Origin of the sequence: Sphingomonas sp. CV7422 (assembly GCF_027945725.1) — a bacterium.
Classification (GTDB): Bacteria; Pseudomonadota; Alphaproteobacteria; order Sphingomonadales; family Sphingomonadaceae; genus Sphingomonas; species Sphingomonas kyungheensis.
In genome coordinates, this window is the sequence record NZ_CP115900.1 from 564,089 (window position 1) to 585,069 (window position 20,981).

Here is a 20,981-nt window from a genome sequence, read left to right on the forward strand (position 1 = left end):
AAAGCGCTTGACGGATCGATGCGGGAATAGCGTTTAGTCGCGGCATGACGCTCCAACTGCTTCTGGTCGAAGACGATGCCGCTTATGCCGCGGCGCTGGCCGACGAACTGCGCGGCATCGGCCATACGGTGACGGTCGCCGGCGACGGCCGCGCGGCGCTGACCGCGATGAACGAGGCGGCGTTCGATGCGGTGATCCTCGACCGGATGATGCCGCGGCTCGACGGCATGTCGGTGTTGCAGACGCTGCGCAGCGGCGGGATGACGCTGCCGGTGATCATGCTCACCGCGCTGTCGGCGTCGCAGGACAAGGTCGAGGGGCTGGAGGCGGGCGCCGACGATTATGTCGTCAAGCCGGTCGCGGCGTCGGAACTGCAGGCACGGCTGACCGCGATCCTGCGCGGGCGCGGCTGGACCGCGTCGAGCGCCGACACGTTGCAGGCGGGCGATATCGTCGTCAGCCCGACGACGTTCCGGGCATGGCGCCGCGGCCGGCCGATCGACCTCGCCAAGCTCGAACTCAAGCTGCTGATCGAGCTGGTGCGCAACGCCGATGCGGTGCTGACCCGCGCGATGCTGATCGAGCGCGTCTGGGGCTATGACTTCATGCCCGACACCAATCTGGTCGACGTCCATATCCGCCGGTTGCGCCGCAAGCTGACCGAGGGCGGCGACGACGATCCGATCCAGACGCTGCGCGGCATCGGCTATATGCTGCGCGGATGAAGCCCGGCCTGCGGTCGCTGACGGTCGGCTTCCTCGCCGCCTTCCTCGTCGCGACGGCGGGGACCGGTTATGCGACCTATCGGCTGACGATCGGCACGATCACCGATCTGGTCGATCGCCGGATCGAGAACGTCAGCGCGCTCGTCGCCGCCGACGGCGCGCGGGACGGCGCACCGGTGCTGCTCGCGCGGATCGATGCGCTCGCCGGGCGGCGCGATACCGGCGATATCGGTTTCCAGCTGACCGATGCGGCGGGGCGGCGGCTCGGCGGCAACGTCACGCTGACCCGGCGGTTCGCGCCCGGCTACAGCGACGTGCGGCGGCTCGACCGGATCCAGGGGCTGACCGCGGGGCGCGCCTTCACCCGCCGGGTCGGCGACGGGCTGACGCTGACCACCATCGCCGAAACCGAACCGTTCGACGGCTATGGCGGCGTGAGGCTGCGCATCTATCTGTTCGGCTACGGGCTGATCCTCGTCGTCGTGCTGGGCGGGCTGATCGTCTTCGGCCGGACGATCGCGCGGCGCTTCGCGGCGACGCGGCGGACGGTGGAGGCGATCATCGCCGGCGACATGCAGCGGCGGGTGCCGGTGACGGGGGCGCAGGACGAGTTCGATTCGCAGGCGCAGGCGTTCAACCGGATGCTCGATCGCATCGCCGAGCTGATGGCGGGGCTGCGCAACGTCTCGAACGACGTCGCGCACGACCTGCGGACGCCGCTCGCGCGGCTGCGCAGCCGGCTGACGACGATCGCGGCGGGCGCCGTGCCGGAGACGGCGGTGGCGATCGACCAGGCGATCGGCGAATGCGATTCGCTGCTCGCGATGGTGGCGGCGATGCTGCGGATCGCGGAGATCGAGACGGGACGGCGCACCGCCGGCTTCGCCGCCACCGACCTGACGATGCTGATCGGCGAGATCGGCGAGACGCTCGCGCCGGTGGCGGAGGAGAGCGGCCATCACCTGGTCGTCGATGCCGCGCGGCCGGCCTGGATCGTCGGCGATGCGCGGCTGATCGAACAGGCGCTGATCAACGGCGTCGAAAACGCGCTGCGGCACACGCCGGCCGGGTCTCGGATCGTGATGGGAATCGCGATCGTCGGCGATCGCGCCGTGGTGCGGATCGCCGACGATGGGCCGGGGATACCGGCGGAGCAGCGCGCGCTGGCGCTGCGGCGGTTCGGCCGGCTCGAAGCGAGCCGCCAGCGGCCCGGCCACGGCCTGGGCCTGCCGCTGATCGCCGCGATCATGCGGCTGCACGGCGGCGAATTGCACCTCGCGGATGGCGAGCCCGGGCTGGTGCTCGGGCTCGCCTTTCCGCGCGATGCGGACGATCAGAAGCGGACGGTCGCTTCGAGACCGTAGGTGCGCGGCGGGTTGAAGTTGGCATAATCGCCGAGGATGCCGCCATAGTTGGTCGAGACGAGCTGGCCGTTGGCGCCGTAATTGTACACCGGCGACGAATTGGCCGACGAACGACGGTAGATGTAGGTCGTGTCGAGCAGGTTGCGCACCCAGAAGGCGAACGTGACCTTGTTGTGATCCGACACCGCGATGTCGGCGAGCGACAGGCGGCCGTTCATGATGAAGCTGGCGTCGGTCTTGGTCGGTTCGAGCTGGAAGCTGTACTGGCTGCTCGCGTAATTGCCGTCGAGGTGGAAGCGGACGGTGGCGTCGCCGTTGCCGACCGGCACCTTATAGTCGATCGCGCCCGACGCGGCGTTGCGCGGCGTGTAGACGATGTAGAGCTGCTGCGCCGGGGCACCCGGGGTCAGCGGGTTCACCGCCGACGGTGCCTTCCAATAGGTATAGGCGTAGGAGCCCGTCAGCGTCAGGCCATCGACTGGTGCCACGGTCAGGTCGGCCTCGATGCCGCGGATCTTGCTCTTGCCGGCGTTGATCGTCTGTTCGATGTGAGTGCCCAGCGTCGGGCTCGAGCCGTTGGTGTCGTAATAGTCGAAGTCGAACTGCGTGCCCGACCGGTTCATGATGTAGCCCGCCAGGTTCAGGCGCGCCTTGTGGTTCCAGAAGTCCATCTTGGAGCCGATCTCATACGACTTGACCGCTTCCGGACCGAAGGCGTTGAACGCGAGCGAGCGGTCGTTGGCGCCGCCGGCGCGGAAGCCGGTGGCATATTTGGCGTAGAGGTGGACGTCCGGCGTCGCATCGAACGCGACGTTGACCATCGGGTCGAAGCGGCTGATGCTGTTGCGGAACCCGAACGGCGACACCGTGCCCGGGGTGGCCAGGTCGGCGCGGTTGTTGACAACGTAGAGCGTGCCGTGGCGCTTGTCCTTGGTCCAGCGACCGCCGAGCGTGACGTGCAGCACGTCGTCGAGCGCCGCCGGCGTGAAGGTCAGATTGCCGAACAGCGAGTAATTGTGATCGCTCGCCTGGCTGGCGCGGGTGATGAACTGGCAGCTGTTGGCGAATTGCGGCACCGTCGTCGCAAGCGTGTTGTTGCACGACGGATCATACTGCTGATAGCCCGAATTGCTGCTGCTGATCGCATTGGCATTGCCGGGGATCGGGCTGCGGATGGTATAGGCCGTGCCGTTGGTGTTCCACAGGTTGCTGAGCGGCGTCGCGGCATATTCGGTCGCATGTTCGGTGTAATAATACGCACCGACGACGTAATCGAGCTGCGGCACGCTGCCGACCGCCTGCAATTCCTGGCTGAACTGGTGCTGGCGCAGGAACGACAGGCTGTAGCGGCTGAACGCCGAGCTCGGCGTGAACGTCTGACGCTCCGGACCACCCGAATTGTCCCACTGGTCGGTGCTGACGCCGCGCCATGCGGTGATCGAGCGCAGCTCGACCGCCGGGGCGACGCTGTAGCGCAGGTTGGACGAGACGCCGTGCGTGATGTCGACGCTGGGCTGCTGCGGCACGCCGACGTCGGCGACCGTCTGGCGATCGGGGTGGACGCCGACCAGCGGCGCCTTGGGCGCGATGCAGACGGGCTTGGTGTTGCCCGCAGCAATGGTGCCGCCGCACGGGGTGGTCGTGCCCGGCAGGACCAGCGACAGGCCGTTGTACGCGCCGACGGTATAGTTGTTGGGATTGTAGCTGATCAGCTGGCTGTACTGCGGCGTGTTCTCGTCCTTCGCATAATCATAGGCGAAGTCGGCGGTGAGGCCGTCGACCGGCTTCCAGCGCGCGGCGATGCGGCCGCCCTTGCGATCGTAATAGTTCCAGCCGGTCGAACCGGTGAGCGGATCCTTCACGGTCGGGTCCTGGTGCTGGATGACGCCGTCCAGCTTCAGCGCGATATTGGCGAAGGACGGCAGGTCGAGGTGCGCGTCGGTATCGTAACTGCCGTAATTGCCGACGCCGCCGGTGACGCGGCCACCGAACTGGCCGGTCGGCGCCTTGGAGACGAGCGACAGCGCGCCGCCTTCGGTGTTGCGGCCGAACAGCGTGCCCTGCGGGCCCTTCAGCACCTCGATCCGCTCGATGTCGAACAGCGCCGCGTTGAGGCCCTGCGTCTTACCCAGCGCGACGCCGTCGATATAGACGCCGACGCCGCCGTCGCGGGCGGTCTGGTTTTGGTCGTAGGGGACGATGCCGCGGATACCGATGGTCAGCGCCGACTGGCGCGCTTCGAAGGTCGCGACGCGCAGCGACGGAATGGTGCCGTCGGCGAGGTTGAACAGGCTGAGGACGTGGCGGTCCTGCAGGCCCTGCGTGGTGAGCACGCTGATCGAGATCGGCGTCTTCTGCAAATTGGTCTCGCGCCGCGTCGCGGTGACGACGATGTCCTGCAACTGGCCGCCGCCGGTGTCCGGATCGGGATCGGCGACGACGCTGGGCGCCGCGGCGGGATCGCCCGCGGTGGTCGACTGCGTCTGCGCCAGCGCGGGTGCGGCGCCGCCGAGCGCCAGCAATGCGGCCCCGGTCAGCAGATAGGTACGGGCGTGGGTAACCTTGGACATGCGACGTCCCCCTGATCTCGTTTGTTGGATGATCCGGGCCGTTAGGGCTGTCCTGCGTAGTCTCCGTGACTGTTCGGTGACGCCGTCAGAATGGTAGTTTCATCTTGCGTTCATTTAGCGAGATCGCCGGGCGCTGCCGTGTCGTGCGGAAAGGGCTGCAACGGCAACACCCTGCCGGCGACGACGAAATAGACGTCGTGCATCACCGCCGCGACCTGCTGGTGCAGCCGCCCGGCGGCGTCGCGGAAGGCGCGGCCGAGCGGGTGGTCGGGGACGATGCCGAGCCCGACCTCGTTGCTGACCACGAACACCGGCCGGCGGGTCGCGGCGAGCGCGGCGCAGAGCGCCTCGCCCTGCGCGGCGAGGTCATGCCCGCCGAGCATGACGTTGCTCAGCCACAAGGTGAGGCAATCGACCAGGATCGCGCCCTCGTGGATGGCGGCGATCGCCTGCGGCAGCGCGACCGGGCAGTCGATCGTCCGCCAGCGATCGTCGCGATCGGCGCGGTGGCGGGCGATCCGCTCTGCCATCTCGTCGTCATGCGCCTCGGCGGTGGCGAGATAGTGGAGCGGGCCGGCGGACCGCTCCGCCGCGGCCTGCGCCAGCCGGCTCTTGCCCGAGCGCGCACCGCCGAGGAACAGCGTCTTGGCTGCGATCATCTTGCCTTCATCTCCGCATCGGCCTAGGGGCGCCGACACGACAGGTTCCCAGAGATGGGATGAAAAGGGAACCCGGAAGCGAGCGTGACGCTCGTCATCCGGGGCTGTCCCCGCAACTGTGACCGGCGAGTCCTGCTCCCCGCGTGCCACTGGATCGAAGCGATCCGGGAAGGCCGGGCAGGGTGACGACCCGGAAGCCAGGAGACCTGCCTGTCGCGGTTGTCCTTCGTGCGGACGGGGTGTTCCGGGCGATCGAGGGTTTCCTCGCGTGACGACGGTGTTGGGGGCGCGCGACGGACCGGTTCCGGCGATGAGCGGCGCGTGCCTCCGTTGTTGCGAACGGGGGGAAACCATCGTGAAGACCTATGCCTGCCTGATCCTGTTGCCGTGCCTCGCGGCAACCCCGCCTGCCCTTGCCCAATCGGCGCAGGCGACCGGCGACCTCGCGCGTGCCGCCGCCGCGGGCGACGACATCATCGTCACCGCCAATCGCGCCGCCCGCCCCGCCAATACCGTCGGCCAGGCGGTGACGGTGCTCGACACCGCGACGATCACGCAGCGGCAGGCAGTCGTCGTCTCCGACCTGCTGCGCCAGACCCCCGGCGTCACCGTGGTGCGCAACGGCGGCGTCGGCACCGCCACCTCGGTCAACATCCGCGGCGCGGAGAGCGACCAGACCGTGGCGCTGATCGACGGCATCAAGCTCAACGATCCGTCGTCGCCGGGCGGCGGCTTCGATTTCGGCGGGCTGCTGATCGGCAATATCGCGCGGATCGAGGTGCTGCGCGGCGCGCAGTCGGTGCTGTGGGGCAGCCAGGCGATCGGCGGCGTCGTCAACCTCATCACCCGCCAGCCGACCGAGCAACTGTCGGTCAATGCGCGCGCCGAGGGCGGCTGGCACGGGACCGGCCAGGGCTTCGCCAACGTGTCGGGCAAGATGGGGCCGGTCGCGGCGAGCCTCGGCGGCGGCTATTACACCACCGACGGCATCTCGGCCTATGCGCCCGGCACGGAGCGCGACGGCTATCGCAACTATGCCGCCAACGGCAGCCTCGGCATCGCGCTCGCGCCGAACGTCTCGGTCGACCTGCGCGGTTTCTACTCGAACGGCCGTACCGACATCGACGGTTTCCCGCCGCCGACCTACAGCTTCGGCGATACGCGCGAATATGGCACCAGCGAGCGCTGGACCGGCTATGGCGGGCTCAATGCCGCCTTGTTCGACGGCCGCTTCCGCAACCGCCTCGGCTATGCGCACACCGACAGCAACCGCCACAATTACGATCCCGACGGCGATCCGCGCGAGACCTTCGCCGGCAAGGGGCGCAACGACCGGATCGAATATCAGGGTGCGGTCGACCTGACCCAGGCGGTGTTCGCGACCTTCGGCGCGGAGCGCGAGGTGTCGCGCTTCACCACGTCGAGCTATGGCGGCACGCCGACGGTGGGCCGGGCGCGCATCTTCAGCGTCTATGGCCAGCTGGCGGTGACGCCGATCGCCGGACTGACCGCGACCGGCGGCATCCGCCACGACGATCACAATATCTTCGGCGGCGCGACGACGGTATCGGGCAGCGGTGTCTGGTCGCCCAACGACGGCAAGACCGCCTTCCGCGCCAGCTATTCGGAAGGCTTCAAGGCACCGACCCTGTACCAGCTGCAAAGCGAATACGGCAACGCCGCGCTCCGGCCGGAACGATCGCGCGGCTGGGACGCGGGCGTGACGCAGAAGGCGCTCGACGGCGCGATCGAGGCGAGCGCGACCTATTTCCGGCGCACCTCCTTCGACCTGATCAACTTCGTCTCCTGCGCCGAACCGCTGACCGGCATCTGCGTCGACCGGCCGTTCGGGACCTATGACAATGTCGCGCGCAGCCGGGCGCAGGGCGTCGAGTTCGCGCTGACGCTGCGCCCGGTCGAGGCGCTGACCTTCAGCGCCGCCTATACCTATCTCGACGCGACCAACCGCTCGACGGGCACCGCCAATTTCGGCCGGGCGCTCGCCCGCCGGCCCGACAACAGCGTCACGGTCAACGCCGACTATCGCTGGCCGTTCGGCCTGACCACCGGCGCGACGGTCACCGCGGTCGGCGACAGTTTCGACAATGCCGCCAACACCCGGCGGCTCGACGGCTATGTCCTCACCGACGTGCGCGCCGCCTTCCCGGTGTTCGCGCATCTCGAAGTCTATGGCCGGATCGAGAACCTGTTCGACGAGCGCTACCAGACCATCTACCAATATGGTCAGCCGGGCCGCGCCGCGTTCGGCGGCATCCGCCTGACCTATTGAACCGATGCGCGACGTCGCCGCTTTTGCCGAATTCACCGCGCACGGCGGGCGGGTGGCGGCGGCGCGTGCGCGCTTCGGCGGCGACGACTGGATCGACCTGTCGACCGGCATCGCGCCGTGGAGCTGGCCGGTGACGGGGCCGCTCGGGCTCGAGCGGCTGCCCGAGCCGGCGGCGATCACCGCGCTGGAGGCAGCGGCGGCGGCGGCGTTCGGCGTCGCCGATCCGGCGCGGGTGGTCGCGGTGCCGGGCAGCGATCTGGCGATGCGGCTGCTCGCCCCGATCCTCGCCGCGGAGCGGCCGGCGGTGCGCACGCCGGGCTATGCCGGGCATCGCGCCGCCTGGCCCGATGCCGAGCCGGTCGCGGACGAACCGGGTGACCACGATTTGTTCGTGCTGGCCAGCCCCGCCAATCCCGATGGCCGCCTGCTCGATGCCGCGACGGCGGAGCGGCTCGCCGCGGCGATGACATTGGTCGTCGACGAGGCCTATGCCGATCCCGCGCCCGACCTCGCGCCGCGTGCGTCGGACCGGCTGATCGTGTTGCGGTCGTTCGGCAAATTCTACGGTCTGCCCGGCGTGCGGCTCGGCTTCGTGATCGCCGGCGATCGCGTCGCGGCGGCGCTCCGCGCGATGCTCGGCGACTGGCCGGTATCGTCGGCGGGGATCGCGATCGGTACCGCCGCCTATCGTGACCGCGCCTGGCAGCAGGCGCAGCAGCAGCGCATCGTCGCGGCGGGCGCGGCGCTCGATGCGCTGCTCGCCGCGGCGGGGCTGGCCTGCGTCGGCCGGGCGCCGCTGTTCCGGCTGATCGCCTGCGACGATGCGGCGGCGCTGTTCGCGACGCTCGCCGATCATGCTATCCTGACCCGTCCCTTCGCCGATCGCGCCGACCGGTTGCGCATCGGCCTGCCGCCGCCTGCCGCCGCGGCGCGCCTCGCCGCCGCCTTCGAGGAGTTTCGCCGATGACCGTCCCGCCGCCCGACGACCACGCCCGGCACAATGCGCGGATGGAGCGGGTCGCCGCCGCCCGCGCCAAGATGCAGGCGCGCCGCACGCTCGAACGCGGGCTGCTGATCGTCCACACCGGCAACGGCAAGGGCAAGTCGTCCTCCGCCTTCGGCATGGCGATCCGCAGCATCGGCTGGGGGATGAAGGTCGCCATCCTGCAATATGTGAAGGGCAAGTGGGAGACCGGCGAGCGCAACTTCTTCGAGGCGCATCCCGATCTCGCCACCTTCGAGGTGATGGGCGAGGGCTTCACCTGGGACACGCAGGATCGCGCGCGCGACATCGCCGCGGCGGAGGCGGCGTGGGAGCGGTCGAAGGCGATGATCCTCGATCCGGACGTCGACTTCGTCATCCTCGACGAACTCAACATCGTGCTGCGCGACGGCACGCTCGGCATCGCGCCGGTGGTCGACTTTCTCAAAGACCGCCCGCTGACCAAGCATATCTGCATCACCGGGCGGCATGCCCGCCCCGAATTGCTGGCAATCGCCGATCTGGTCACCGACTTCACCGAGGTCCGCCACCCGTACAATGCCGGGTTCAAGGCGCAGAAGGGCGTCGAATATTGATCCGTCGGCTCGCCCTCGTTGCGGCGGTGGTGCCGCTCGCCTCGGCGACGCTGCCGCGCGCGCCGCGGATCGTCTCGATCAATCCGTGCGTCGACGCGGTGCTGATGCAGGTCGCCGATCCGCGCCAGATCGCCGGGATCAGCCATTATTCGCAGGATCCGCGCGCGACCTCGATCCCGCTCGCGCAGGCGCGGCGCTTCACGGCGACGTCGGGGACGGCGGAGGAGGTGGTGGCGCTGGCTCCCGATCTGGTGCTCACCGGCGCGCATGTCGCGCCGGCGACGATCGCCGCGCTGACCCGGATGAAGATCCGCATCGTCCAATATCCGGTGCCCGACACGGTCGAGGAGAGCGAGGCGCAGGTGCGCGACATCGCGCGCGTCGTCGGCCATGCCGCGCGCGGCGAGGCGCTGGCGGGCCGGATCGCGGCGGCGGCGCGGCCGGCGGCGGTGACGCCGGTGCCGGCGCTGATCTGGCAATCGGGCGGGCTGGTGCCGGGCACCGGGACCTTGCCCGCCGACCTGCTGCGCCGTGCCGGCTTTCGCGACATGAGCGCGGTCTATGGCCTCAAGAAATGGGACGTGCTGCCGCTCGAATATCTCGTCGCCCGGCCGCCGCGCGTGCTGCTGTCGACCGCCGCGGCGGATGTCGGCGACGACCGCATGACCTCGCATCCGGCGGTGCGGCGACTGGCGCGGCGGATCACCGTCGCGCCCTATCCGACGTGGCTGATGAATTGCGGCGGCCCGACGATCATCGCCGCGATGGCGCGGCTGCGAGAGGTGCGGCAGGGAGTGGGGGCATGACGCGGCTCAACATCGGTCTGATCGTCGCGCTGCTGTGCGTCGCGGCGCTGTCGGTCGCGGCGGGCAAGGTGTGGGTGCCGTGGGACGCCTGGACCGCCGCCGATCCGCGATCGATCATCATCGTCCAGCTGCGCCTGCCGCGCACCGTGCTCGCGCTGCTCGTCGGCGCGGCGCTCGGCCTGTCGGGGGCGGTGATGCAGGGCTATCTGCGCAACCCGCTCGCCGATCCGGGGCTGTTCGGCGTGTCGACCGGCGCGGCGTTCGGCGCGGTGCTGGCGCTCTTCTTCGGCTATGCCGCGCAATTGTGGCTGCTGCCCGGATTCGCGCTGATCGGCGCCGGGCTGACGATGGCGCTGCTCGCGGTGATCGCGGGGCGCTCGGGCAGCCTGATCCTGTTCACGCTCGCCGGCATGATCCTGACCAGCATCTTCGGCTCGCTGACCAGCCTTGCGATCAGCCTCGCGCCGACGCCGTTCGTCTCGTCGCAGATCGTCACCTGGCTGCTCGGCGCACTGACCGACCGCAGCTGGGACGACGTCAGGATCGCCGCGCCGCTGATCGCGCTCGGCGCAGGCCTGTTGTTCACCACCGGGCGCGCGCTCGACGCGCTGACGCTCGGCGAACAGGCGGCGCGGTCGATGGGGGTCGATCCGGTGCGGTTGCAGCGCATCGTCATCGCCGGCGTCGCGCTGACCGTCGGCGCGTCGGTGGCGGCGGCGGGGCAGATTGGTTTCGTCGGGCTGATCGTCCCCCATATGGTGCGGCCGTTCGCCGGCCATCGCCCGTCGGCGACGCTGCTGCCCGCCGCGCTCGGTGGCGCGCTGCTGCTGACGCTTGCCGATGCGCTGGTGCGCATCCTGCCGACGGTGAGCGAGTTGCGGCTCGGCATCGCCATGTCGATGCTCGGCGGGCCGTTCTTCCTCTACCTGCTCATCGGCATGCGGCGGAGGCTGGCATGAGCGGATTGATCGCCGACGGAATCGGCCTGACGCTCGGCGCGACGCGCGTGCTCGACGCCGTCAGCCATGCGTTCCGGCGCGGGCGGGTGACGGTGCTGCTCGGCGCCAACGGGGCGGGCAAGAGCAGCCTGCTCGCCTGCCTCGCCGCGCTGCGCGCGCCCGACCAGGGCGCGGCGCGGCTCGACGGCGTCGCGGTGCAGGCGGTCGACCGGCGGGTGCGCGCGCGCGCGATCGGCCTGCTGCCGCAGGCGGCGGACGTGCATTGGGACATTGACGTCGAGACGCTGGTCGGGCTCGGCCGGCTGCCGCATCGCGGCCGCTGGGGCGAGACCGAGGCGGATCGCGCCGCGGTGTCGCGGGCGCTCGCCGCGACCGACATGACCGGCTTCGCGCGGCGCGGCGTCGAGCGGCTGTCGGGCGGCGAACGCGGCCGCGCGCTGCTCGCCCGCGTGCTCGCCGGCGAACCCGACTGGCTGCTCGCCGACGAACCGCTCGCCAGCCTCGACCCCGCCCACCAGCTCGACGTGCTGGCGCGCCTGCGCAGCGTCGCCGATGCGGGCAGCGGTGTGATCCTGGTGCTGCACGATCTCCACCTTGCCGCGCGGATCGCCGACGATGCGGTGCTGCTTCGCCACGGCCGCGTCGTCGCGGCGGGCGCAGCGGAGGCGGTGCTGACCGCGCCGCTGCTCGAACAGGCGTTCGGCGTCGCGGTCGAGATCGGCATCACCCCCGCGGGGCAGCGCTTCATCCTGCCGATCGCCCGGTGACGCATGCGCCGGCGCTGCTCGCGATGCTGATCGTCGAGGCGGTGTGCGGCTATCCGGCGCGCTGGCCGCATCCGGTGATGGCGGCAGGCGCGCTGATCGACTTTGTCGAGCGACGCTGGAACCGCGGCGGGGCGGGGCGGCGGCGGATCGCCGGGGTCGCGCTGGTCGCGCTGCTGGTCGGCCTGTCGGCGCTGATCGGCACGGCGATCGAGCGGCTGGCGGATGGTGTCGGGGGCTGGGGCCTGCTCCTCGTCGTGGCGGTCGGGACGACGGGGCTGGCGCAGCGCAGCCTCTACGATCATGTCGCGGCGGTCCGCGCGCCGCTCGCCGCGGGCGATCTGGTCGCGGCGCGCCGGGCGGTGGCGATGATCGTCGGGCGCGATACGGACGGCCTCGACGAGGCGGGCGTCGCGGTCGCGGCGATCGAGAGCCTTGCGGAGAGCTTCTGCGATGCGGTGATCGCGCCGGCCTGCTGGTTCCTGCTGCTCGGCCTGCCCGGCCTGTTCGCCGCCAAGGCGATCAACACCGCCGATTCGATGATCGGCCACCGCACGCCGCGTCACGCCGCCTTCGGCTGGGCGGCGGCGCGCGCCGACGACGCCGTCAACTGGCTGCCGGCGCGGCTGGCGGGCGTGCTGATCGGCGTTGCCGGCGGCGGCGGCTGGCGGACGATGGCACGGGATGCGCGGCATCACGCCTCGCCCAACGGCGGCTGGCCCGAAGCGGCGATGGCGGGGGCGCTCGGCCGGCGGCTCGGCGGGCCGGTCAGCTATGACGGCGAGCCGGCGGCGCGCACTTGGCTGGGGCAGGGGCGCGCGCCCGATGCCGCCGATCTGACGCGCGCGCTGCGCATCTACGGCATGGCCTGCCTGCTGTTCTGGATGCTGATCGGAGGGCTGGCATGGCGGCGGTGATGCTGCAGGGCACCGGCTCCGACGTCGGCAAGTCGGTGCTCGTCGCCGGCCTGTGCCGGGCGCTCGCCAATCGCGGCCTGACCGTCCGCCCGTTCAAGCCGCAGAACATGTCGAACAACGCCGCGGTCACCGCCGACGGCGGCGAGATCGGCCGCGCGCAGGCGTTGCAGGCGATCGCCGCGCGCGTCGCCCCCAGCGTCGACATGAACCCGGTGCTGCTCAAGCCGCAGAGCGACCGGACGTCGCAGCTCGTCGTCGCCGGCCGCTCGCAGGGGACGCTTGCCGCGGGCGACTATTGGCGGCGCAAGCCCGATCTGCTTGGTGACGTCTGCGCCGCCTACCGCCGGCTCGCCGCGCAAGCCGATATCGTCGTCGTCGAGGGCGCGGGATCGCCTGCCGAGATCAACCTGCGCCGCAACGACATCGCCAATATGGGCTTCGCCCGCGCCGCCGGGGTGCCGGTGGTGCTGGTCGGCGATATCGACCGCGGCGGAGTGATCGCTTCGCTGGTCGGCACGCAGGCGGTGATCGATCCCGACGATGCGGCGATGATCCACGGCTTCCTCGTCAACAAATTCCGCGGCGACCCGACGCTGTTCGACGACGGCCTCGCCGCGATCGCGGACCGCACCGGCTGGCCGAGCCTCGGCCTCGTGCCGTGGCTGGCGGAGGCGGCGCTGTTGCCGGCGGAGGATGCGGTGGCGCTCGGCCGCGGCGCGGCGGGCGGCGGCGTCACGGTGGCGGTGCCGATGCTGTCGCGCATCGCCAATTTCGACGATTGTGATGCGCTCGCGCACGAAGCGGGGATCGATCTGCGGATGATACCGCCGGGCACGCCGCTGCCGGGCGATGCCGCTTTGGTCGTGCTGCCGGGCAGCAAGGCGACGATCGCCGACCTCGCCTTCCTGCGCGCGCAGGGGTGGGACGTCGATCTTGCCGCGCATGTCCGCCGCGGCGGGCGCGTGCTGGGGATTTGCGGCGGCTATCAGATGCTCGGCCGGACGATCGCCGACCCGCTCGGTATCGAGGGGCCGGCGGAGACGGTCGCCGGGCTCGGCCTGCTGCCGGTCGATACGGTGATCGATGCGGACAAGCGCGTCCGGCCGGTCGCGGGACGGTTCGCAGACGGCGGCGCGGCCTTCGCCGGCTATGAGATCCACGCCGGGGTGACCCGCGTCGCTGCCGGCACCGCGCCGCTGCTGCGCTTCGCCGACGGGGCGGACGACGGTGCGGTGGTCGCCGACGGGCGGATCGCCGGCTGCTACGTCCACGGCCTTTTCGACCGCGCCGAGGCGCGCGCGCACCTGCTCGCACCGCTCGGCGTCTCTTCGGACGGGCTCGACCGGCGCGAGGCGATCGACGCGGCGCTCGATCGAATTGCCGCTACATTGGAACGGTCGATGGCAATCGACGCCCTGATCATTTTGGCAAGGACCGCCCGATGACCGAAGACGATGTTCGCGCCCATCTCGACGCGCTCGCCAAGCCGCGTCGCAGCCTCGGCCGGCTGGAGGATATCGCCGTATCGCTCGCGCTGACTCAGCAACGGCTCGATCCGCGCACCCGGCCGCGGCGGATCGTGCTGTTCGCCGGCGATCACGGCTGCGTCGCCGACGGCGTCTCCGCCTGGCCCTCGGCGGTGACGGGCATGATGGTGGCGACGATCCTCGCCGGCCGCGCGACGAGCAGCGCGCTCGCCGCGGCGCACGGGTGCGACCTGCGGCTGGTCGACGTCGGCGTGGCGAGCGCCAGGCCGGTCGCGCCGCCGCCCTTCTTCCGCGATGCGCGCGTCGCTGACGGGACGGTCAGTCTCGCGCATGACGCGGCGATGACGGCGGCGCAGTTCGACGCGGCGTGGCGCGTCGGCGTCGAGGAGGCGCAGGCCGCGGTGGCGGACGGCGCGGCGCTGCTGATCGCGGGCGAGATGGGGATCGGCAACACCACCCCCGCCGCGGCGCTGACCACCTTGCTGACCGGCCTGTCGCCGGTCGAGGCGGTCGGTGCCGGCGCCGGCGCCGATGCCGCGATCGTCGTGACCAAGGCCTGTGTCGTGACCGCGGCGGTGGCGCGGGCGACACCGTTGCTCGGCCACGACGACCGCGCCGCGATCGCATCGGTGGCAGGCTATGAGATTGCGGCGATGGCGGGCTTCTTCGCCGAGGGTGCGGCGCGCGGCGCGACGCTGCTGCTCGACGGATATGTCGCCACCGCGGCGGCGCTGGTCGCCGCGCATCTCGCGCCGGGCAGCGAGCGGGCGATGATCGCCGGTCACCTCTCGGTCGAGCCGGGCCATGGCGCAGCGCTCGCGCAGCTTGGCCTGACGCCGATGCTCGACTGGGGGATGCGGCTCGGCGAAGGGAGCGGCGCACTGGTCGCGCTGCCGCTGGTCGACGCCGCGGCGGCGCTGCTCGCCGATGTCGCGCGGCTCGACGCGATCGGCGCCGAGCGCGCCGATTGAGCCGCGCGCCGGCCTGGGCGCCGCCGCTGCTCGCGGTGCAGTTCCTCACCCGCCTGCCGGTGCCGGGGCTGGCGCGGCTGAGTGCGGCGGCGGCGGCGGACGGCTTCGCGCGGGCGATGGCGTGGCTGCCGTTGATCGGCGCGGCGATCGGACTGGTCACCGCCACGGTGTTCACGGCGAGCGCGATGCTGTGGCCGCCGGTGATCGCGGCGCTGCTCGCGCTCGTCGTCGAAGCACTGCTGACCGGCGCGCTGCACGAGGATGCGGTCGCCGATTTCTGCGACGCGTTCGGCGGCCATGCCCGCGGTGAAGAGGCGCTCCGCATCCTGCGCGACAGCCGGATCGGCAGCTATGGGGCGCTCGGGCTCGGCCTGACCGTCGCGCTGCGCTGCGCCGCGATCGTCGCCCTGCCGCCGGCGCTGGCGGTGGCGGCGATCGTCGCGGCGGCGACACTGGGGCGGCTATGGGCGGTGCTGCTCGCCGCGATCCTGCCGCCGGTCGGCGCGGGGACGGCGGCGCGGACCGGCGGGGTGCCGCCGCGGCGGGCGCTGCTCGCGCTGCTGGCGAGCGTGCCCGGCGTCGCGCCGCTTGCCTGGCTGATGCCGGCGGCGGTGGCGATCCAGGCCGCGGTCGCGCTGGTGCTGCTGCCCGCGCTCGCCCGCCTCCTGCGGCGGCGGATCGGCGGCAGCACCGGCGACGGCCTCGGCTTCGCGGTCGCGATCGGCCAACTCGCGCTGCTGCTCGGCGTCGCGGCGCGATGAGCGGCGAGGTGCTGCTCGTCCGCCATCCGCCGGTGGCGCAGCATTGGGCGGGGCGCTGCTACGGCCGCTCCGACATGGGATGGAGCCGCGCCGGCGCCGCGCTCGCCCGGCGGCTGGCGGCGGAGCTGGCGGTCGAGACGTTCGATGCCATCGTCCATTCGGGCGCGATCCGCACCCGGCGACTCGCCGGCTGGGTGGCGCGGCGCGGCGGCGGAGCGACGATCGCCGATCCGCGCTGGGTAGAACGCGATTTCGGCAGCTGGGAAGGTCGGTCGTGGGATGCGATCTGGCGGGAGACGGGCGATCTGATGGACCGGATGATGACCGATCCGCACGGCTTCCGCCCCGGCGGCGGCGAGACCGGTGGCGAGCTGTCGCGGCGCGCGCTCGCGGCGTGGGACGCGCTGCCGCAGGGCGGGCGGGTGCTGGTGGTGACGCATGGCGGCCCGATCGCGGCGATCGGCACCCATGTCGCCGGGCGGCCGCTCGAACGGATGATCGAGGCGGTGCCGGCGTGCGGCGCGATCCTGCGCCTGCCGCGCGACGCTTGCAGCGGCGGCGGCAGGCGCTAGCATAGGTCATCCCTTCTGTCGGAGATCCACATGCGCGCATCCGTCCTGCTGTTGTCCACGCTCGCCCTGCTGCCGATCGGCGTCCAGGCGCAGCAGCAGCCGGCGGGGGACATCCCCGCGCATTTCAAGCTGGTCGACACCGCCAACGATTATATCAAGCGCGAAGTGATGATCCCGATGCGCGACGGGACCAAGCTCTACACGGTAATCGTCATCCCCAAGGGCGCAACCAACGCGCCCATCGTGCTGACCCGCACGCCGTACAATGCCAAGGCGCGCGCCAACCGCAGCGACAGCGCGTCGATGCTGGCGACGCTGCCGCTCGCCGACGAGATCTTCGTGAAGGGCGGCTATATCCGCGTCTATCAGGACATTCGCGGCAAATACGGGTCGGAGGGCGATTACGTCGTGACGCGGCCGGTGATCGGGCCGCTCAACCCGACCAAGGTGGATCACGTCACCGACGCCTATGACACGATCGACTGGCTGGTGAACAAGGCGAACCTGCCGCAGTCGAACGGCCGCGTCGGCATGATCGGATCATCCTACGAAGGCTTCACCGTGGTGATGGCGCTGCTCGCGCCGCACCCCGCGCTCAAGGTCGCCGCGCCGGAAAGCCCGATGATCGACGGCTGGATGGGCGACGACTGGTTCCATTACGGCGCTTTCCGCCTCGCCAATATCGCCTGGCTCGGCGGGCAGACCGGCTACAAGGGCGGCGGCACGGTGCCGCCGACCGGCGGTTGGGACGATTACGACAATTTCCGCGAGGTCGGCTCGGCGGGCGACTGGGCGAAGAAGTCGGGCTACGACCAATTGCCCTATTGGACGCGGATGTCGCAGCATCCGGCCTATGATTCCTTCTGGCAGGGTCAGGCGCTCGACAAGCTGCTTGCCGCCAACCCCTCCAACGTCCCGACGATCTGGGAACAGGGTCTGTGGGATCAGGAGGATATGTACGGCGCGATCACCGCCTGGGAAGCGCTGAAGGCGAAGGGCAAGGCGGGCAACAATTATCTGGTGATGGGGCCGTGGCGGCACAGCCAGGTCAATCGCGAGGGCCGCAGCCTCGGGCCGTTCCAGTGGGACGGCGACACCGCCGCGCAATTCCGCGAGCAGATGGTGCTGCCGTTGTTCGACCAGTATCTGAAGGACGGCCCGCCCGCCAATCTGCCGCAGGCGGCGATCTACAATACCGGCGAGAACCACTGGGATCGGCTGGCGCAATGGCCGCTCGCCTGCGAGACGGGCTGCGCCGCGCCGCTCAAGCCGATCTATTTGCAGGCGGACGGCGGCCTCGGCTTCGCCAAGGGCGCGGCGGGCGGCGACAGCTATGTCTCCGATCCCGCCAAGCCGGTGCCGCACCTGCCGCGCCCGGTCAATTTCAAGGACGGCCGCTGGGGCGACTGGCTGGTCAGCGACCAGCGCGGCTCGGACGGGCGGACCGACGTGATGACCTATTCGACGCCGGTGCTGACCGAGGCGATGCGCGTCTCCGGCGCGCCGATCGCCGATCTCTATGCCGCGACGACCGGCACCGACGGCGATTTCGTCGTCAAGGTGATCGACGTCTATCCGGCGGAGAATGCCACCGATCCGAAGATGGGCGGATACCAGCTGCCGATCAGCCTCGACATCTTCCGCGGCCGCTACCGCGACAGCTTCGCGCATCCGAGCGCGATTCCGGCCAACAGGGTGCAGCATTATCGCTTCCGGCTGCCGACGGTGAACCACGTCTTCCAGCCGGGGCATCGCGTGATGGTGCAGGTCCAGTCGAGCCTCTTCCCGCTCTACGACCGCAATCCGCAGACCTATGTGCCGAACATCTTCTTCGCCAAGCCGGCCGACTATCGCAAGGCGACGGTGACGCTGCGCCGCGGCGGCGCGACGCCGAGCGCGGTGCTGCTGCCGGTGGTGCCGGTGGCGCAGCAATAGGCGCCGCGAGCAAAGCGCCTCCGCGCCTCCGCGTCGATCATCGTCTCGCGTGTCGGGAGACCGCATCGGTGTTTCGCGCAGAGGCGCAGAGGCGCAGAGGACGCAGAGGGGATAGGCTTATGGCGGCGCGCTGCGGCTATAGCGGCGGGTCGGGTTCGAGAACGCCGCAGCCTCGATCCGTCATGCCCGGTTCGTTCCGGCATCGACGGTGTCTCATGAGCCTGAGCGGTCGAGCCTGCGGAACGGTGGACCCCGGAACCAGTCCGGAGTGACGGCAGCTTCGAGGCGACGTCCCGAAGTTCAAAGATCTCGCGCGGTTACTGCCACCCCCTCTGCCTTCTCCGCGCCTCTGCGCGAACCCAGCTCAGCCGTCGACCCGCGGCAGAACGATCTCGAACACCGCCGCCCGCGCCTCGGCCAGCGCGATCGTCCCGCCGCTCGCCTCGATCAGCGAGCGGGCGATGGCGAGGCCGAGGCCGGTGCCGCCGCTGCTGCGACGGGTGGTGAAGAAGGGCTCGAACAGGCGGGCGACGTCGCCGGGCTCGATGCCGGGGCCATCGTCTGCGATCCGCAGCGTCACCGTCGTCGCGGTCGACGCGCCGGTCACCGTGGCGGCGGACGCGCCCGCCTGCCGGCTGTTCTCGAATAGCGTCTCGAGCGCATGTTCGAGCGTGGCCGCGGGCACCGCGACGGCGGGCGGCGGCGCGGACCAGGCGATCGCGATGCTGAAAACGGTGCTGCGATAGGCGTCGGCGGTACGCGCGACCACCGGGAGCGGGTCGGTCGCCGCCGCGACGGGCGCCGCCATATCGGCGCGCGCCAGTTCGAGCAGCCGCGTCACCAGCAGCGCGAGCCGCCCGGCATCGGCATCGGCATTGGCGAGGAAGCGGCTGCGGTCCGCCGCGGCCATGTCGGCATGATCCTGCATCAGCTCGATCGCGCCGCGGATGCCGGCGAGCGGCGTCTTGAACTCGTGGCTCATCGCATAGGCGAAGTCGCGCAGATAGCGCGACCGCCGATCGATCGCCGCGCTCATCGCCGCGAAATCGGCGTAGAGGCCCTGGATCTCGATCGCCGCGGTCGGCGGCACGTCGGGGATCGCGCCGCGACCGCTTGCCACCGCGCGCGTCGCCTGGCCGAGCCGTTCGATCGGCCGCGTCACCCCGCGCGAGATCACCCCGCTCAGCACGATCAGCAGGGCGAAGATCGCCGCGACGCCGATCGCGATCTTGCCGCGATCCTCGTAGAGGCCGCGGAACAGCGCCCGCGCCGAGCGCGACAGCAGCAGCACGCCGACCACCCGCCCGCCGACGACGATCGGTCGCGCATGATGGACGCGGATCGCCGCGGCGCGCGACAGCCATTCGAAGCGATAGACGGCGCGATAGGCGCCGTTGCGGCGCAGCACCGTCGCCGGTCGCCCCGCCAGCGCGGCGGCGACTTCCGGCAGCTGTGCGTAGCTGCCGCGCGCCGCGCTGCCGGCGACGATCTGGCCGCGATCGTCGAGCAGCACGATGCCGGCGAGCGTCGTCCTCTGCGTCGCACGCAGGATCGGCGCGAGGCGGGGCGCGACGATGCGGGCGTCGGCGGCGACCGTGCCCGCCGGGGCCGGGGACGGACGTTCGGGCAGGATCGGCGTCTGGCTGAGATCGACGCCCTCGCCGGGCGGCACGATCCGCCGCGGATAGAGCCGGCCGTCGCCGCCCGGCCATTGCGCCGCCGCGGCGGCCGCGAGCGCCGCGCCCTGCGCGACCAGCTCCGCCTCGGTCTGGCGGACGAGGGTATTTTCGTAGACGCGCAGGAAGACCGCGCCGAAGCCGGGCAGCGCCGCGACGAAGAACAGGGTCGCGAACAGGATGGTGCGCAGCCGCAACCGCGGCCAGCGGCGCTTCGCCCACTCCTTGCCGCGCGCGATCACGCGGTGCCGCAGGCGCCGAGCCGATAGCCGATGCCGGCGCGCGTCTCGATCAGGTCGTCGCCGCCCGCGGCGGCAAATTTGTGGCGCAGGTTGCGGATATGGCTGTCGATCGTCCGGTCGGTGACGGCGAAGCCCGGGCCGTGCAGCCGATCGATGATCGCATCGCGGCTGAACACCTTGGCGGGCATCGAGGCGAGCAGCCGCAGGATCGAGAATTCGGTGACGGTAAGCCCGACCTCCTGCCCCGCCCACAGCGCGCGCCAGCCGTCGAGATCGAGCCGCAGCCGGCCGTGGGCGAGGCTGCGTCCGTCCTCCAGCGCGGGCGGGCGTGCGGCGGTGCGGCGCAGGATCGCCATCACCCGCGCCACCACCTCGCGGGGCGAAAAGGGTTTGACGACGTAGTCGTCGCCGCCGAGCTCGATGCCGAGGATGCGGTCGATCTCCTCGTCGCGACTCGACAGGAAGAGGATCGGCACCTCGCTGCCGGCGCGCAGCCGGCGGCACACCTCCAGCCCGTCGAGCCGCGGCATGTTGATGTCGAGGATGACGAGGGCGGGGGCGTGGCTGCCGGCAAGCGCCAGCGCCGCCTCGCCGTCGCCGGCCTCGATCGTGTCGAGGCCGGCCTTCTGCAGGGCGAAGACGAGCAACTGGCGGATATGGGGATCGTCGTCGACGACGAGGACGGTGCGCGGCATCGGGCATAGG

18 protein-coding genes and 1 riboswitch are annotated in these 20,981 nt (G+C 71.1%); of the genes, 14 read left to right on the forward strand and 4 right to left on the reverse strand.

Features of this window, described 5'->3' with window-relative positions; genetic code table 11:
* The first annotated feature begins 44 nt into the window (after positions 1–44).
* Together PBN85_RS02710 and PBN85_RS02715 are read left to right on the forward strand one after the other, a co-directional pair.
* On the forward strand, positions 45–725 hold the full coding sequence (locus PBN85_RS02710) for a response regulator transcription factor (RefSeq protein WP_037532582.1): 681 nt from the start codon (positions 45–47) through the stop codon (positions 723–725).
* On the forward strand, positions 722–2,089 hold the full coding sequence (locus PBN85_RS02715) for a sensor histidine kinase (protein ID WP_271300077.1): 1,368 nt from the start codon (positions 722–724) through the stop codon (positions 2,087–2,089). Before PBN85_RS02710 ends, PBN85_RS02715 begins: the two co-directional genes overlap by 4 nt.
* Here PBN85_RS02715 and PBN85_RS02720 read toward each other — a convergent pair.
* On the reverse strand, positions 2,059–4,659 hold the full coding sequence (locus PBN85_RS02720) for a TonB-dependent receptor (RefSeq protein ID WP_271300078.1): 2,601 nt from the start codon (positions 4,657–4,659) through the stop codon (positions 2,059–2,061). The two genes, PBN85_RS02715 and PBN85_RS02720, sit on opposite strands and share 31 nt — an antisense overlap.
* Before the next feature lie 110 nt (positions 4,660–4,769).
* Complete coding sequence (gene cobU, locus PBN85_RS02725) at positions 4,770–5,315, reverse strand: bifunctional adenosylcobinamide kinase/adenosylcobinamide-phosphate guanylyltransferase (protein WP_051583308.1); 546 nt, start codon at positions 5,313–5,315, stop codon at positions 4,770–4,772.
* Positions 5,316–5,343: 28 nt separating this feature from the next.
* Positions 5,344–5,546: riboswitch (cobalamin riboswitch) on the forward strand.
* A gap of 127 nt (positions 5,547–5,673) precedes the next feature.
* Here cobU and PBN85_RS02730 point away from each other — a divergent pair.
* Genes PBN85_RS02730 through PBN85_RS02785 form a run of 12 tightly spaced genes read left to right on the forward strand, consistent with a single transcriptional unit; the run spans position 5,674 to position 18,358 of the window.
* Entirely contained in the window at positions 5,674–7,608 is a 1,935-nt protein-coding gene (locus PBN85_RS02730) for a TonB-dependent receptor plug domain-containing protein (RefSeq protein ID WP_271300079.1), read from the forward strand.
* Between the two features lie 4 nt (positions 7,609–7,612).
* Positions 7,613–8,575 carry an aminotransferase class I/II-fold pyridoxal phosphate-dependent enzyme gene (locus PBN85_RS02735; RefSeq protein ID WP_271300080.1) on the forward strand — a complete coding sequence of 321 codons (963 nt, stop codon included), beginning with the start codon at positions 7,613–7,615 and terminating at the stop codon, positions 8,573–8,575.
* Entirely contained in the window at positions 8,572–9,186 is a 615-nt protein-coding gene (gene cobO / locus PBN85_RS02740) for a cob(I)yrinic acid a,c-diamide adenosyltransferase (RefSeq protein WP_271300081.1), read from the forward strand. Before PBN85_RS02735 ends, cobO begins: the two co-directional genes overlap by 4 nt.
* Positions 9,183–9,992, forward strand: a complete 810-nt coding sequence (locus PBN85_RS02745) for an ABC transporter substrate-binding protein (protein ID WP_271300082.1) — start codon at positions 9,183–9,185, stop codon at positions 9,990–9,992. The genes cobO and PBN85_RS02745 overlap by 4 nt, the downstream gene beginning before the upstream one ends.
* The gene (locus tag PBN85_RS02750; RefSeq protein WP_271300083.1) at positions 9,989–10,951 is read left to right on the forward strand and encodes a FecCD family ABC transporter permease; all 963 of its coding nucleotides are present in this window, start codon (positions 9,989–9,991) and stop codon (positions 10,949–10,951) included. The genes PBN85_RS02745 and PBN85_RS02750 overlap by 4 nt, the downstream gene beginning before the upstream one ends.
* Complete coding sequence (locus PBN85_RS02755; protein WP_271300084.1) at positions 10,948–11,718, forward strand: ABC transporter ATP-binding protein; 771 nt, start codon at positions 10,948–10,950, stop codon at positions 11,716–11,718. The genes PBN85_RS02750 and PBN85_RS02755 overlap by 4 nt, the downstream gene beginning before the upstream one ends.
* A complete protein-coding gene (gene cbiB, locus PBN85_RS02760; RefSeq protein ID WP_271300085.1) occupies positions 11,715–12,632 on the forward strand; it encodes an adenosylcobinamide-phosphate synthase CbiB in 918 nt (305 codons plus the stop codon). Before PBN85_RS02755 ends, cbiB begins: the two co-directional genes overlap by 4 nt.
* Positions 12,620–14,077 (forward strand): cobyric acid synthase, encoded by a 1,458-nt coding sequence (locus tag PBN85_RS02765; protein WP_271300086.1) that lies wholly within the window; start codon positions 12,620–12,622, stop codon positions 14,075–14,077. The genes cbiB and PBN85_RS02765 overlap by 13 nt, the downstream gene beginning before the upstream one ends.
* Positions 14,074–15,090, forward strand: coding sequence for a nicotinate-nucleotide--dimethylbenzimidazole phosphoribosyltransferase (gene cobT, locus PBN85_RS02770; protein WP_271300087.1), 1,017 nt, complete (start codon positions 14,074–14,076; stop codon positions 15,088–15,090). The genes PBN85_RS02765 and cobT overlap by 4 nt, the downstream gene beginning before the upstream one ends.
* The gene (locus tag PBN85_RS02775; protein WP_271300088.1) at positions 15,087–15,851 is read left to right on the forward strand and encodes an adenosylcobinamide-GDP ribazoletransferase; all 765 of its coding nucleotides are present in this window, start codon (positions 15,087–15,089) and stop codon (positions 15,849–15,851) included. The genes cobT and PBN85_RS02775 overlap by 4 nt, the downstream gene beginning before the upstream one ends.
* Positions 15,848–16,423, forward strand: coding sequence for a histidine phosphatase family protein (locus PBN85_RS02780; protein ID WP_271300089.1), 576 nt, complete (start codon positions 15,848–15,850; stop codon positions 16,421–16,423). The genes PBN85_RS02775 and PBN85_RS02780 overlap by 4 nt, the downstream gene beginning before the upstream one ends.
* Positions 16,424–16,453: 30 nt before the next feature.
* On the forward strand, positions 16,454–18,358 hold the full coding sequence (locus PBN85_RS02785; RefSeq protein ID WP_271300090.1) for a CocE/NonD family hydrolase: 1,905 nt from the start codon (positions 16,454–16,456) through the stop codon (positions 18,356–18,358).
* Between the two features lie 364 nt (positions 18,359–18,722).
* Here the strand turns inward: PBN85_RS02785 and PBN85_RS02790 are convergent, their stop codons facing one another.
* Together PBN85_RS02790 and PBN85_RS02795 are read right to left on the reverse strand one after the other, a co-directional pair.
* Entirely contained in the window at positions 18,723–20,276 is a 1,554-nt protein-coding gene (locus PBN85_RS02790) for a sensor histidine kinase (protein WP_271300091.1), read from the reverse strand.
* Positions 20,273–20,971: a response regulator transcription factor gene (locus PBN85_RS02795; protein WP_271300092.1), complete on the reverse strand. Its 699-nt coding sequence runs from the start codon at positions 20,969–20,971 to the stop codon at positions 20,273–20,275. The genes PBN85_RS02790 and PBN85_RS02795 overlap by 4 nt, the downstream gene beginning before the upstream one ends.
* Positions 20,972–20,981 lie beyond the last annotated feature (10 nt).